Source organism: Blastococcus sp. HT6-30, from assembly GCF_039729015.1.
Lineage (GTDB): Bacteria > Actinomycetota > Actinomycetes > Mycobacteriales > Geodermatophilaceae > Blastococcus.
Window position 1 is genome coordinate 1,935,080 of the sequence record NZ_CP155792.1, and the last position, 12,668, is coordinate 1,947,747.

11 protein-coding genes are annotated in these 12,668 nt (G+C 73.2%); 6 read left to right on the top strand and 5 right to left on the bottom strand.

All coding sequences use genetic code 11. From position 1 onward, the window contains the following. Window positions 1-3: 3 nt before the first annotated feature. Genes ehuD through ehuB form a run of 3 tightly spaced genes read right to left on the bottom strand, consistent with a single transcriptional unit; the run spans window position 4 to window position 2,280 of the window. Window positions 4-669 carry an ectoine/hydroxyectoine ABC transporter permease subunit EhuD gene (gene ehuD / locus ABC795_RS09335; protein ID WP_347056903.1) on the bottom strand — a complete coding sequence of 222 codons (666 nt, stop codon included), beginning with the start codon at window positions 667-669 and terminating at the stop codon, window positions 4-6. Continuing rightward, complete coding sequence (gene ehuC, locus ABC795_RS09340) at window positions 666-1,367, bottom strand: ectoine/hydroxyectoine ABC transporter permease subunit EhuC (protein WP_347056904.1); 702 nt, start codon at window positions 1,365-1,367, stop codon at window positions 666-668. The genes ehuD and ehuC overlap by 4 nt, the downstream gene beginning before the upstream one ends. A 4-nt stretch (window positions 1,368-1,371) precedes the next feature. Continuing rightward, window positions 1,372-2,280, bottom strand: a complete 909-nt coding sequence (gene ehuB / locus ABC795_RS09345) for an ectoine/hydroxyectoine ABC transporter substrate-binding protein EhuB (RefSeq protein ID WP_347056905.1) — start codon at window positions 2,278-2,280, stop codon at window positions 1,372-1,374. 376 nt (window positions 2,281-2,656) lie between these two features. Between ehuB and ABC795_RS09350 the strand changes: the two genes are divergently transcribed. Next, window positions 2,657-3,673: an SDR family oxidoreductase gene (locus tag ABC795_RS09350; protein ID WP_347056906.1), complete on the top strand. Its 1,017-nt coding sequence runs from the start codon at window positions 2,657-2,659 to the stop codon at window positions 3,671-3,673. 39 nt (window positions 3,674-3,712) lie between these two features. Here the strand turns inward: ABC795_RS09350 and ABC795_RS09355 are convergent, their stop codons facing one another. Next, window positions 3,713-4,465 (bottom strand): alpha/beta fold hydrolase, encoded by a 753-nt coding sequence (locus tag ABC795_RS09355; protein ID WP_347056907.1) that lies wholly within the window; start codon window positions 4,463-4,465, stop codon window positions 3,713-3,715. Between the two features lie 335 nt (window positions 4,466-4,800). Here ABC795_RS09355 and ABC795_RS09360 point away from each other — a divergent pair, with 335 nt between their 5' ends. The 5 genes from ABC795_RS09360 to ABC795_RS09380 all read left to right on the top strand — a co-directional run bounded on the left by ABC795_RS09360 (window position 4,801) and on the right by ABC795_RS09380 (window position 11,157). Then, window positions 4,801-5,826 carry a 3-oxoacyl-ACP synthase III gene (locus tag ABC795_RS09360; RefSeq protein ID WP_347056908.1) on the top strand — a complete coding sequence of 342 codons (1,026 nt, stop codon included), beginning with the start codon at window positions 4,801-4,803 and terminating at the stop codon, window positions 5,824-5,826. A gap of 2 nt (window positions 5,827-5,828) precedes the next feature. After that, on the top strand, window positions 5,829-8,432 hold the full coding sequence (locus ABC795_RS09365) for an alpha/beta fold hydrolase (RefSeq protein WP_347056909.1): 2,604 nt from the start codon (window positions 5,829-5,831) through the stop codon (window positions 8,430-8,432). Then, the gene (locus ABC795_RS09370; RefSeq protein ID WP_347056910.1) at window positions 8,429-9,463 is read left to right on the top strand and encodes an NAD-dependent epimerase/dehydratase family protein; all 1,035 of its coding nucleotides are present in this window, start codon (window positions 8,429-8,431) and stop codon (window positions 9,461-9,463) included. The genes ABC795_RS09365 and ABC795_RS09370 overlap by 4 nt, the downstream gene beginning before the upstream one ends. Before the next feature lie 23 nt (window positions 9,464-9,486). Continuing rightward, a complete protein-coding gene (locus tag ABC795_RS09375; RefSeq protein WP_347056911.1) occupies window positions 9,487-9,702 on the top strand; it encodes a helix-turn-helix transcriptional regulator in 216 nt (71 codons plus the stop codon). Window positions 9,703-9,780: 78 nt separating this feature from the next. Then, window positions 9,781-11,157, top strand: a complete 1,377-nt coding sequence (locus ABC795_RS09380) for a cyclopropane-fatty-acyl-phospholipid synthase family protein (protein ID WP_347056912.1) — start codon at window positions 9,781-9,783, stop codon at window positions 11,155-11,157. A gap of 427 nt (window positions 11,158-11,584) precedes the next feature. Here ABC795_RS09380 and ABC795_RS09385 read toward each other — a convergent pair whose 3' ends face one another. Further along, window positions 11,585-12,493 carry an NAD(P)-dependent oxidoreductase gene (locus ABC795_RS09385; protein ID WP_347056913.1) on the bottom strand — a complete coding sequence of 303 codons (909 nt, stop codon included), beginning with the start codon at window positions 12,491-12,493 and terminating at the stop codon, window positions 11,585-11,587. Window positions 12,494-12,668 lie beyond the last annotated feature (175 nt).

The window sequence follows — 12,668 nt, forward strand, 5'->3', positions numbered from 1 at the left end:
GTCTCAGTAGCCAAGGTGGGTCTCCAACCTTCTCAGCACGACCGACGTCGGGTAGCTCGCCGCCAGGAAGATCAGGCCGGCGATGGTGATCGGCTCGATGTAGCGGTACTGCTCCGCCGCGAGCTGGTTGGCGACCGTGACCATCTCCAGCACGCCGATGACGATCAGGAACGGCGTCTCCTTGAACAGGGCGATGATCTGGTTGCCGGTGGCAGGCAGCACCCGCCGGACCACCTGCGGCAGGACCACCGCCCGCCATGTCCGTTGCGGCGGCAGGGACAGCGCGACACACGCCTCCCACTGACCCTTGGGAACCGCGTCGATGCCCGCCCGGTAGACCTCCGACATGTAGCAGGCGTAGTGGACGCCCAGCACGATGATGCCGGTCATCAGGGCGCTGATCCGGATCCCGGTGGCCGGCAGCGCGTAGTACACGAAGAACAGCTGGATCGGGATCGGCGTGCTGCGGACGAACTCGACCAGTCCGTACACCGGCCAGGAGATGCCCCGGATCCGCGACCGCCGGCCCAGCGCGAGCACGAGCCCCAGGACGACGGCGATCAGCGACGCAGCCGCAGTGATCCCCAGGGTCAGCCGCAGGAACGCGGTCACCAGCTCGGGGAGGACGTCGAACGCGTACTCCCAGTCCCACAGTGACCTCTCGTTCACGTGTGGGCCACCGCCTGCGGATCGGCGGTCACCGTCACGGCTCTGGGCCCTCTGCCCACCTTGGCCGCCGCGCGGTTCTCCCAGAACCGCATACCGGCGAGCAGCAGCTGGGCAAGGACGAAGTACACGACGAGCGCGATCCCGAAGGCCGGGAGGCTGCCGAGTTCGAACCGCAGCTGATTGACCTCGAAGGTCAGGTCGGTGATGCCGACGATGAACAGCAGCGACGAGCTCTTCAGGATCTGCACCAGCAGGTTGCCGAACGGCGGGATCATCTCGGGGATCGCTTGAGGCATCAGGACGCGGCGCATCCGCTGGACCCGCCCCATGCCCAGGGCGACGGTGGCCTCCCACTGCGCCTTGGGCACCGACGTGACGGCCCCGCGGACGATCTCGGATCCGTAGGCACCGAAGTTGAGCGCGAACGCCAGCGTGGCCGCGGCCATGGCCTCGAAGCGCAGGCCCAGCTGAGGCAGCACGAAGAAGATCCACAGCAACTGCACGACCAGCGACGTGCCGCGGAAGAACTCGACGACGGCCCGGGTCACGCCACGGACGACCGTCGACCGCGACATGGCCAGCAGGCCGAAGACGAACGAGACGACCAGCGCGGACACCGCAGCGAGCAACGTGTAGAGGATCGTGATGCCGACCCCCCGGAGGAACAGGGGGCCGGCATCGATCAGCTCCTGCAGCAAGGGGTCAGCCCTGGCAGAGCTCTTCGGCGGTCAGACCCGGATCCGGGCGTTCGGCCTCGGTGAAGCCGTACGGCTCCACCAGCTCGAGCCACATGTCGCTCTCGATCAGCTCCGCCAGCTCGGCGTTGAAGGCCTCCCGCAGCTCGTCGTCGCCCTGGCGGAACACCGCCGCGCCGGCGCCGATCTGCTCCTCGCCGTCCACGACGGGGATGAAGGCCTCGGCGACCTCGACGCTCGCGTCGTTCTCTGCGAGCGCCCGCAGGGAGATGGCCGTCAGGGCGAAGGCGTCGGCACGGCCGGACTTGACCGCATCCATGCCCGACTGCTGGTCGGGGACGATCTGCAGCCGGTCGTCGGGGATGCCGTTGGCACGGGCCTGCTCCACCTCGACCGCACCGTTCATCACCGCCAGCACGGCGTCGCTGTTGGCGACGGACTGGTAGTCGGTGAGGCCCATCGGGTTGCCGGCGGGGACGAGCAGGGCCGTCGTGGCCACGTACACGGGGTTGCTGAACGCGGCTTGCTCGCAGCGCTCCGGGGTGATGAACATCCCGGCGGTGACCACGTCGACCCGCTCGGAGTTCAGCGCCTGGATCAGCGAGCCGAACTCGAACAGGTTCGGTTCGAGCTCGACCCCGCCGATCTGGTCGAAGATGTAGCCGTGGACGGCGGGTGACTGCCCTACGAGCTCCCCGTCCTCGCGGTAGGCGTAGGGACGCTCGTTGGCGAATCCCACCTGGACGACGCCTTCATCGGTGATCCGGTCCAGCGTGCTGCCCCCGCCCGTCGCCGCCCCCGTACCCGGCTCGGTGCTGGAGCAGGCGGTGACCAGGCCGACCGCAAGGACGACACCCCCGGCGCCCAGCTTCCGTCGCTTCGATCCACGCGGCGCCCGGCTCAAGTGATAGCTCACGTCTTCCCCTCATCTTCGATTCCAAAGGTCATCGAAAAAGAGCCGCGCCGCTAGGCCGACCGTCGTTCATCGTGGGCCGAACGCGGCTTGCGGCCGCAGTCACGAGGCAAAACGCTATGAAGACCGACGAGAGGTGTCAAACCCACCGCCGGAGCGCAGGGTGCTCGCCGCCCCCTCCCCACGGGCCTGCACGTCGACGCCAGCGTCCTGCCCGAGTCGCTCCGCGCTGCGTTCGGTGGGACCCGAGCGTCTGCGGACGGCGGCAGACGTATGCATTGCACGACCAACACCGCGTGCTGCATCGACGATCGCGCTGTCGTCCGCCACATCCGCGCCGTTCGCCCATCAGGACCGGACCACCGGGTAGGGGGGAGTCATGCCGCAGCCAGTGTTGAAGCCAGTACGTGACCAGGTCGTCGTCGTGATGGGCGCCTCGAGTGGAATCGGTCGTGCGGCCGCCGCCAGGTTCGCCGCGAAGGGTGCGAAGGTCGTCGTCGCCGCCCGGGGAGAGGCCGGCTTGCGGTCGCTGGTCGAACAGATCCGGGCCGACGGCGGAGACGCTGTCGCCGAGGTAGCCGACGTGACCGACCCCGCGCAGATGCGACGCGTGGCCCAGCGCGCGGTGACGGAGTACGGCCGGCTGGACACCTGGGTGCACGCCGCTGGGGTCCTGCTGGTCGCCCCGTTCGAGGAGACGACGCCGGAGGAGTTCCAGCGCGTCATCGACGTGAACCTCATGGGCCAGGTCCACGGCGCCATGGCGGCTCTTCCGCACCTGAGGCAGCACGGCGGAGCGCTCATCCACATCTCCTCGATGGGTGCCAAGCGCGGCGTACCCCTGCAAACGGCCTACTGCGCGTCCAAGCACGGCATCGACGGCTTCGTCGAGACGCTGCGGATGGAGGTCCGGCGCGAGGAGCTCCCGGTCAGCGTCACCAACGTCATGCCGGCGACCATCAACACCCCGCTGTTCGACCAGGCGCGCACGAAGATCGGGGTGAAACCGGTCGCGCCCCCGCCCGTCTACCAGCCGGACGTGGTGGTGGACGCCCTGCTGCACGCCGCCGAGCACCCTGTTCGGGACCTCGTCGTCGGCGGGGCGGCGAAGGCGCTGATCCTCGGGGAGAAGCTCGCGCCCCGGCTGCTGGACGCCCTGCTGGTCCGCTTCGGTTTCGAGGCACACGACACCGGGGTGCCCAAGTCGGCCGACGCGCCGGACAACCTCTTCGCTCCGCTGGACGCCCACGACACCGCCCGCGACGGGTTCGACGAGAGCGCCTGGCCACGCAGCCTCTACACGTCCCTGCAGCGACAGCCGCTCGTCAGAAGCATCCCCCTGGCCAGCGAGGCGCTCGCCGTGGCCGGTTTCGTGCTCAAGCCGCTGCTCCGGTGACCGGCGCGGCCGTGCGGGCGTGAGCGCGGAGCCTGCCGCTCACCGGTGCGCGGCAGCCCGCGCGGCCTCGGTCACGAGGCCGAGAATCCGGTCCGGGACGTCGGCGATGCTGCTGTGGCCGGCGACGGGTAGCAGACGGAACCGGGCGCCTGGCACCAGGGCCGCCAACCACGCCGACTGGCTGGCGGCGAGGACGTCGTGGGTGCCCTGCGCGATGATCACCGGGCAGTCGACCGCGCGGTAGTCCAGCGTCGCCTCGGGCAGGACGGCGTACCGCAGCAGCCGCCAGAAGTCCTCCGTCGTCGCGAACTCGCGGACCAGCGCCGCTGCCTCGTCGGCCGGTGTGCGCCATCCCCGCGCCCGCAGGAAGCCCAGCACGGCCGTGCGGGGGACGGCGAAGCGCAGCAGCGGGCCGGCCACCGGTGCCAGGGCGCCGGTCATCAGTCGTGCGTTCACGAGCATGGCCGCCTGGTACGCCCGCACCGGCGGTGTCACCGGCCCGGTCGGGGCGATGGCGACCACGGACGCTGCGCGGTGGCGTCGAGCCAGCTCCAGGGCGATACGGCCGCCGAGGGAGACGCCCAGCACCTGCGGCACGGCGACGCCTTGCCTGTCGAGCTCCCGCTCCACGGCGTCGGTCAGCGCCCCGACGTCGGGCCGCAGGGGCGCGGGCAGGGCGGGAGATCCGCCCTGGCCAGGCAGGTCGAGCGCCAGCACCTCGTTCCGCCGGGCCAGCGCCGGCAGCACCGTGCCGAACTCGCCGATGTGACTGGCGAGGCCGGGGAGGAGCACCAGGGTCGGTCCGGTCCCCTCCCGGTGCGCGTTCAGTCTCGGTAGCTCTGCCGCCCGGTCCACCCGGCACATTCAACGCGCCGCGCCGAAGGTGATCCCCGTCACCCCGCGTCGGGGCCGGACAGTGGCGCCTGTCGTTCCCCTGCTCGGCCTCCCGCGTCGCGTCGCGGCCGCCGGCGCCGCTGCCGGACCACCGCCTCCCCCCGGGCACGTCCGGCTGCGATGCTCGAGCCGACGGCCCGGCCGGTGTACCTGTCGCCCCGACGGGTAAGCGCGCCGGACGAGGGTGGCGCAGGAGGACGACGGCCGCCCGCCGCACCTCACGAGTGGACCTGATGACCGGCAACGCCACACACCGATTCAGCAACACCGCGATCCTCACCGTGCAGACGGTGGACGCGTCCCAGGTCGTCACGTCGGCCTCGTTCGACGAACGGCTGGGTGACACCTACCAGCGCGTCGGGCTGCGCCCCGGGCTGCTGCAGCGGCTCGCGGGCATCGAGGAGCGCCGCTGGTGGGCCGACGGCGTCTCGTTCGTCGACGGCGCGGCGACCGCGGGCGCCAAGGCGATCAGCGAGAGCGGGGTCGACCCGGCGCACATCGGCCTGATGGTGAACACGTCGGTCAGCCGCAAGCACCTCGAGCCGTCCACGGCCGTCGCGGTGCACGACGCCCTCGGGCTGCCGAGCTCCTGCCAGAACTTCGACGTGACCAACGCCTGCCTCGGCTTCGTCAACGGCATGGAGCTGGCCGCGGCGATGATCGACAGCGGGATGGTGGACTACGCGCTGATCGTCAACGGTGAGGACGCACGGCCCGTGCAGGAGCGCACGATCGACCTGCTCAACCGGCCGGACACGGTGGCCAAGGACGTGATGGGGCACTTCGCGACCCTCACGCTCGGCTCCGGCGCCGTGGCCATGGTGCTCGGTCGGGCCGATCGGCACCCCGAGGGACACCGGCTTGTCGGGTCGGTCAGCCGGGCCGGCACCGAGCACCACCAGCTGTGCACCGGCGACAACGACGGGATGCAGACCGACCTCAAGGGGCTCCTCGCCGCCGGCCTCGAACTGTCCGGCGAGCTGTGGGCGGACGCCGCGGCCGAGTTCGACTGGGCGCGGGGAATGGACCGCTACGTCATCCACCAGGTCTCCAAGGTGCACACCGGGGCCCTGTGCGACCGGTTCGGCATCGACCGGGCCCTGGTGCCGACGACCTTCCCGACCCGCGGCAACCTCGGCCCCGCGTCGGTGCCGTTCACGCTGGCGGGGCAGGCCGACACCCTGGCCGACGGCCACCGCGTGCTGCTGATGGGGATCGGCTCGGGCCTCAACGCCTGCTGCCTGGAGATCGCCTGGTGACAGTGGGCGCGACGGTCCGGCTGCCGGGCCTGGACCCGTCATGGTCGCGGTGGGTCGCCGTTCCCGGGGCGGACGGCGGCAAGCACCTGTGGCACGTGCTCGACAACGGTGTGACCGACCCGGTCGGCACCTTGCTCTGCGTGCACGGCAACCCCACCTGGTCCTACCTGTGGCGCCGGATCGTCGCCGCCGCCCCGCCGGGGTGGCGTGTCCTCGCCCCCGACCAGCTGGGCATGGGCTGGTCCGAGCGGCCGGCCGCGCCGCGGACCCTGACCCAGCGGGTCGCCGATCTCGGGGACCTCACCGCCGCGCTGGGCATCACCGGCCCGGTCGTCACGGTCGCCCACGACTGGGGCGGCATCATCTCCCTCGGCTGGGCGCTCGAGCACCGCCAGGACGTGCGCGGCGTGGTCCTCACCAACACCGCCGTGGCCATGCCGGAGGGCGACCTGGGGCCCGCGCTCATCCGGCTGGCGCACGCGCCGGGCCTGCGCACCGCCGTCACCGTCGGCAGCTCGGTGTTCGTCCGCGGGGCGACGGCGCTGTCGTCGCCGCGGCTGCCCCGGGAGATCCGCCGGGCCTACGCGCAGCCCTACCCGTCGGCCGCGCGGCGCCGGGCCGTGGGCGAGTTCGTCGCCGACATCCCCTTCCGGCCGGGACACCCCTCCCGTCCGGCGCAGGAGGCCATCGCCGAGGGCATCCGCACGCTCGACGTCCCGGCGCTCCTCCTGTGGGGCCCTCGCGACCCGGTCTTCGGGGAGAAGTACCTGACCGACCTGCGCGAGCGCCTTCCCCAGGCGGACGTGCACCGCTACGAGGGCGCCTCCCACCTCCTCCCCGAGGACGCGCCCCAGTACGCCCAGGCGGTGGCCACCTGGGTGACCGACACGTTCGCCGCGCCGGACGCCACGGCGGCGGGCAGCCGCGGTGCGTCGGCCGAGCCGGCCCGGCCCTGGGCGGCCCTGGCCGCCCGCTCGGACGACGACTCCCCGGCGGTCGTGCAGACCGGCGGGGGCTCGGTCACCTGGGCGCAGCTGGCCCACCGGGTCGCCGACCTCGCCGCCGGCCTGGCGGCGGCCGGGGTCCGTCCGGGAGACCGGGTGGCGCTCCTGCTGGAACCATCGGCGGACCTGACGGCAGCGGTCTACGCCACCTGGCGCGCGGGCGCCGTCATCGTGGTCGCCGACAAGGGGCTCGGCTTGCGAGGCATGCGCCGCGCGCTCCGGGGAGCAGCGCCGGACCACGTCCTGGGCAGCACCGCCGGCCTGGTCGCCGCACGGGCGATGGGGCTGGCCGGGACGCGCATCGTCGCGGGGCGATCGACGGCTGGACTCCGCCGGGTGCTCCACGCCGAGCACGACCTGACCTCGCTGGAGGCCCTCGGCCGGTCGTCGGCCGCGCCGGCGGAGGTCCCGACGGACTCCGACTGCGCGGTCGTCTTCACCTCGGGGGCAACCGGCCCCGCCAAGGGCGTGGTCTACACGCAACGACAGGTCGGCGCTCAGCTGGAGCTGGTCCGCACGGCCTACGGCCTCACCCGGGGCGACTCGCTCGTGGCCGCGTTCGCCCCCTTCTCCATCCTCGGGCCGGGGCTCGGGATCGCCTCGTCCGTCCCCGACATCGACGTCACGGCGCCCGGCACGCTCACCGCCGCGAAGCTGGCCGACGCGGCGGCCGCCGTGGACGCCACGGTCGTCTTCGCCGCGCCCGCTGCCCTGCGGCACGTCGCCGCCACCACCGCGCAGCTGACCGGGGAGCAGCGCTCGGCGTTGAGCCGGGTGCGGCTGCTCATGTCGGCCGGAGCGCCCGTGTCGACACCGCTCCTGCGCTCCCTCCGCGGGACGTTCCCGCAGGCCGAAGCGCACACGCCGTACGGCATGACCGAGGCGCTCCCGGTCACCGACGTCTCCCTGGACGACGTCGAGGTCGCCGGACCGGGGAATGGCGTCTGCGTCGGCCGCCCGGTGCCCGGTGTCGAGGTCCGGATCAGCCCACTCTCCCCGCTGGGGGCCGCTGACGGCCCGCTCACCGAGGCTCCCCACACTCCCGGCGAGGTCTGCGTGCGCGCCCCGCACGTGAAGGACCGCTACGACGCACTGTGGGCCACCGAGCGGGCGGCCACCCGGGATCCGGGATGGCACCGCACCGGGGACGTCGGGCACCTGGACGGCGCGGGACGGCTCTGGATAGAGGGCCGGCTGGCGCACGTGATCAGCACCGCGGACGGACCGGTGACCCCGGTCGGCCCCGAGCAGCGGATCGAGCGCCTGGACGCCGTCTCCGCTGCGGCGGTCGTCGGCGTCGGCCCGGAAGGCGCGCAGGTGGTCGTCGCCGTCGTCGTGCCCAGCGACGGCGCCGGGCGACGGCGCCGTCGCCACCGGGTGGGAGCTGGTGCCGAGCGGCTGACCGCGGCGCCGGTCGAGCTCGCCGACCGGGTCCGGGACGCGGCCGGTACCGGCCTCGCCGCCGTCCTCGAGACGAAGGCGCTCCCGGTCGACATCCGGCACCAGTCGAAGGTCGACCGGACGGCACTGGCACGCCGGGCAACCCGAACTCTCTCCGGCACGCCAGTCCGTTGGGCGACCCGGAACGGCGAAAGGGCGTGAAGGTCCTGGTCACGGGCGCGAGCGGATTGCTCGGCCGGGTCACCGCCCAGCGCCTGCTCGCACGGGGCGACGAGGTGACGGTCCTCCAGCGCCGTCCCTCGGGCCTGCCCTGCTCCGAGGTGCTCGGGGACATCGCCGATCCCTCCTTGGTGGCACGGGCCGCCGTCGGGCAGGACGCCGTCGTCCACCTCGCCGCGAAGGTGGACGTGACCGGGAAGTGGGAGGAGTACGCGCGGACCAACGTCCAGGGCACGAGGAACGTCGTCGCCGCCTGCTCCGCCGAGGGCGTCGAGCGGCTGGTGCACGTGTCGTCGCCCTCGGTCTCGCACGCCGGGTCACCCCTGTTCGGGGCGGGGGCAGATCCCGCCGATCCAGCCCGGGCGCGTGGCGCCTACTCGAGGTCCAAGGCGGTGGCCGAACAGGTTGCGCTCGACGCGGACTCGGCTGCCCTTGCGGTGCTGGTCCTCCGCCCGCACCTGGTGTGGGGCCCCGGCGACGAGCAGCTCGTGGCGCGGATCATCGCGCGGGCCAGGAGCGGCCGCCTCCCGCTCATCGGTTCCGGCACGGCCCTGATCGACACCACGTACATCGACAACGCCGCTGCCGCCGTCCTGGCAGGGGTCGACGCGTGCGGGCCCGTCCACGGGGAAGCACTGGTGGTCTCCAACGGTGAACCCCGCACGGTGGACGAGATCCTGCGACGGCTGTGCGCGGCAGCCGGCGTGCCCGGACCACGGGGTCGAGTGCCCGCGCACGCAGCCTGGCTGGCCGGCGCCGTGGTGGAGAAGAGCTGGTCAGCTCTCGGCCGTCGGTCGACTCCTCCACTGACCCGGTTCCTCACCGAGCAGCTGACGACGGCGCACTGGTTCGACCAGCGGCGGACCCGGAGCGCGCTCGGCTGGCGGCCGGAGGTCGGCCTCGACGCGGGATTCGCCCAGCTGGCTGCCTGGTACGGCGGTTCGGGCACAGGGGCGGGCCCCCGGGTCGGGCACCGTCAGCCGCCTCACGGCGCCGGCCGTGTGGGTACGTAGCGCGTCGCCCCTCGGACACCGAGGTGGACCTCGGCGGGCGGGATCTCGGCCTGACCGGCCGGGAGGTCGCCGTCCTGCAACCGCTGGGGCCGGGCCTGACCGCCGCGTCGATCGCCCGGCGGCTGGGCTCCTCACCACGAACCGTGCACGAGCACCTGGGGCGCGTGTACCGCACGCTCGGCGTCGGGGACCGGCTCGTGGCGGTGCAGCGGGCCCGCGATCTAGGCCTGCTCACCTAGCTCCACCGCACAGCCGATGGCGCCGCGTGCTGGCGAACGGTGCGGACGAGCTCCGGCATCGCTGTGCAAGGGTTGGGCATGGTTTCCTCTTCGCGCGGGGCTGCCGAGTTGGTGGACGAGCTGGGACGGCTGCTGCTGGGGGCGCCGATTCCGCTGTCGGTGCGGTGCTGGGACGGCTCGGAGTCCGTCGTCCAGGGGGCCCCGACTCTGGTCGTGCGCCACCCGCGCGCCCTGCGCCGGTTGGTCTACGCGCCCGGGGAGCTGGGGCTCGCCCGCGCCTACGTCAGCGGGGATCTCGACATCGAGGGGGACGTCTACGCGGCGCTGAGCTTTCCGGATCGGCTGCCGGCCCGCCCGGAGCTACGCCTGGACCGGGCGGCCCTCGCCCGGCTGGCCGGCCCGCTCCTGCGACTGGGGGTGCTCGGCCCGCCCCCTGCGCCGCCGCCCGAAGAGGCTCGGCTGCGCGGGATCCGGCACTCGCTCGGGCGGGACCGGAGCGCCATCAGCCACCACTACGACATCGGGAACGACTTCTACCGGCTCCTGCTGGGGCCCTCACTCGTGTACAGCTGCGCCTACTTCCCCGAGCCGACGGCGACGCTGGAGCAGGCGCAAGAGGCCAAACTCGACCTCGTCTGCCGCAAGTTGGACCTGCAACCCGGGATGCGGCTGCTCGACGTCGGGTGCGGCTGGGGCTCGCTGGCCCTGCACGCCGCCGCCCGGTACGGGGTGTCGGTGACCGGGGTGACCATCTCCGCCGCCCAGGCCGAGCTGGCCACCCGCCGCGTGGCCGAGGCAGGCCTCTCCGAGAGCGTCGAGGTCCGGCAGCAGGACTACCGGGAGGTCGTGGACGGGCCCTTCGACGCGATCGCCTCGATCGGGATGGCCGAGCACGTGGGCCTCGCCCAGTTGCCGGCCTACGCCGCACAACTCCACGCGCTGCTGCGCCCCGGTGGCCGGCTGCTCAACCACGCGATCGCGCGCGGCCCGGCAGCCGGGCCGGACCGCCCGGATCCCGGCTCGTTCCTCACTCGCTACGTCTTTCCCGACGGAGAGCTGCAGCCGCTGGCCACCCACGTGCGGGTGCTGGAGGAGGCGGGTCTCGAGGTCTGCGACGTCGAGGCGCTCCGCCGGCACTACGCGCTCACCTGCCGGGCCTGGGTGAACAACCTCGAGCGCGGATGGGACGACGCCGTCCGGCTCTCCTCCCCCGGCCGGGCCCGGGTGTGGCGGCTCTACCTGGCAGGATCGGCGCTGGCGTTCGAGGGCCGCCGGGTCGGCGTGAACCAGGTCCTGGCGATCAAGCCAGGACTTCCCGGAGACGACCGGGTCCCGCTGACCCGTCCGGACTGGAGCGCCCGCGCAGTGCGGGGAGCTCACCAGCCGGGCAACGGCTCAGCCGCAGGACGTCGCGGCGGATCAGCGGCGGCAGCCGGTGACCCGTTCGTCCCCTGAGGCCCATCGTCACCCGGTGACCACGGCGGTCGGCTCCCCGCGACGGGCTGGAGTGCGGCGATCAGCTGACGCCGGACCCGAGCGTAGGGAGCGAGCCGCCCCTCGGACACGTGCACGCCCCGGTCGGGACTGCCCCGAGTCCAGTTGACTCGTCGGGTGGGATGGTCCGGCCGCGGCGAGGTCGAGCGCCGAGGGCGAGCCACTTCTGCACGATCGGGGACGTCTACCACGACCGGATGTCGGGCGCCATCGACTCCCGGGTGAAGGCGTCGTGGCGGTCGCGGCGCTGAGACATTGCCCGCGAAAAGCTCCCCTCGCTGCCGGTTCTGCTCGTCGGGAGGGTGTGCGCAGGGCGGAGGTGACCTGGGCGGAGGTGACCTGGGCGGTCGCCGGCGGCCGGTCACCCTGACACACGAGACCACCTGTGTCACGAACGCGTCGTCAGGCCTCGCCGCAGCTCGTCCATCGCCTGCGCGAGGCTGACTCGCGGCGCCCAGCCCCACCCGCGCGCGCGGTCGGTGCGCAACTGCCCCGTCCAGGCCGGCTCGTCGGTCCACTCCGGCTCGACGCCCAACGCCTCGGTCACCGTGCCCAGGTAGTCCCGCCACGTCGCCGGCTCGCCCGCGACGATGACCGCAGTCGTGCCACCGGCCACAGGGCCTCGCGCCGCGTCGTCGCCGGCCGGAACGGCGCCCGTGGCGAGGTCCGCGATCAGGTCCGCCAGGTCCTCGACGTGCACCCAGGGCCAGGTCTGCGCCGGGTTTGCCCGGCGATCCCCGTCGCGGATCTGCTGCGGTCGCAGCGCGTTCCAGACCGACGTCTCGCCGGCTCCCATGATCGCCGGCGGGCGCACCAGCACGGTCGTGAGCCCGCCGACCTCTGCCAGGGCGGCGTCGGTGGCGTTCTTGGTGTCGGGGTAGTCCCCGCTCCCCTCGGGCAGGAGAGCACCGTCCTCGGCCACGTCCCCGACGCCGGCCGAGCGGTCGTAGACCCCGGCCGTGGAGACGTGCACCAGCCGGGCGACACCGGCGTCCCGGGCAGCCCGGGCGAGGACCGGCGTGCCCTCCACGGCCACCCGGTGCTGCACCTCCCGGGGCGAGCCCATCGGATGCACCGTCGTGACCACCGCGTCGGCGCCCCGGCTCACCTCGCGGGCGAAGCCCTCGTCGGCGAAGTCCCCGACGTGCTCGGTGACCCCGTCGAAGGCGGGCGCGCTGCCCTCGCGGCGGACGACGGCGCGCACCCGCGCCGACCGCTCGACCAGCGCCCGGCACACCGCGGTGCCCACCAAGCCGTTCGCACCGGTCACCACGACGACGGGAGACGGAGTGGTCATGCCCTCCACACTGCCAGCCGCCACCCGACGACGCCCGCTCTGCAGCACGTCGTCGCAGCGCCTCCGAGCGCCCGGCACTCACCGGGCCGGCCGGTCGGACTGCGGCAAGCAACGCGCCAAAGCCCGGCGAAACACCCCTCGCATCGAGAGGTCGCTCGTCGCCTGCCGACACCGA

Coding starts and splice junctions, on each gene's coding strand:
- ABC795_RS09380 (WP_347056912.1), top strand. CDS start 9,781: ATGGTTTCCTCTTCGCGCGGGGCTGCCGAGTTGGTGGACGAGCTGGGA.
- ABC795_RS09360 (WP_347056908.1), top strand. CDS start 4,801: ATGACCGGCAACGCCACACACCGATTCAGCAACACCGCGATCCTCACC.
- ABC795_RS09350 (WP_347056906.1), top strand. CDS start 2,657: ATGCCGCAGCCAGTGTTGAAGCCAGTACGTGACCAGGTCGTCGTCGTG.
- ABC795_RS09385 (WP_347056913.1), bottom strand. CDS start 12,493: ATGACCACTCCGTCTCCCGTCGTCGTGGTGACCGGTGCGAACGGCTTG.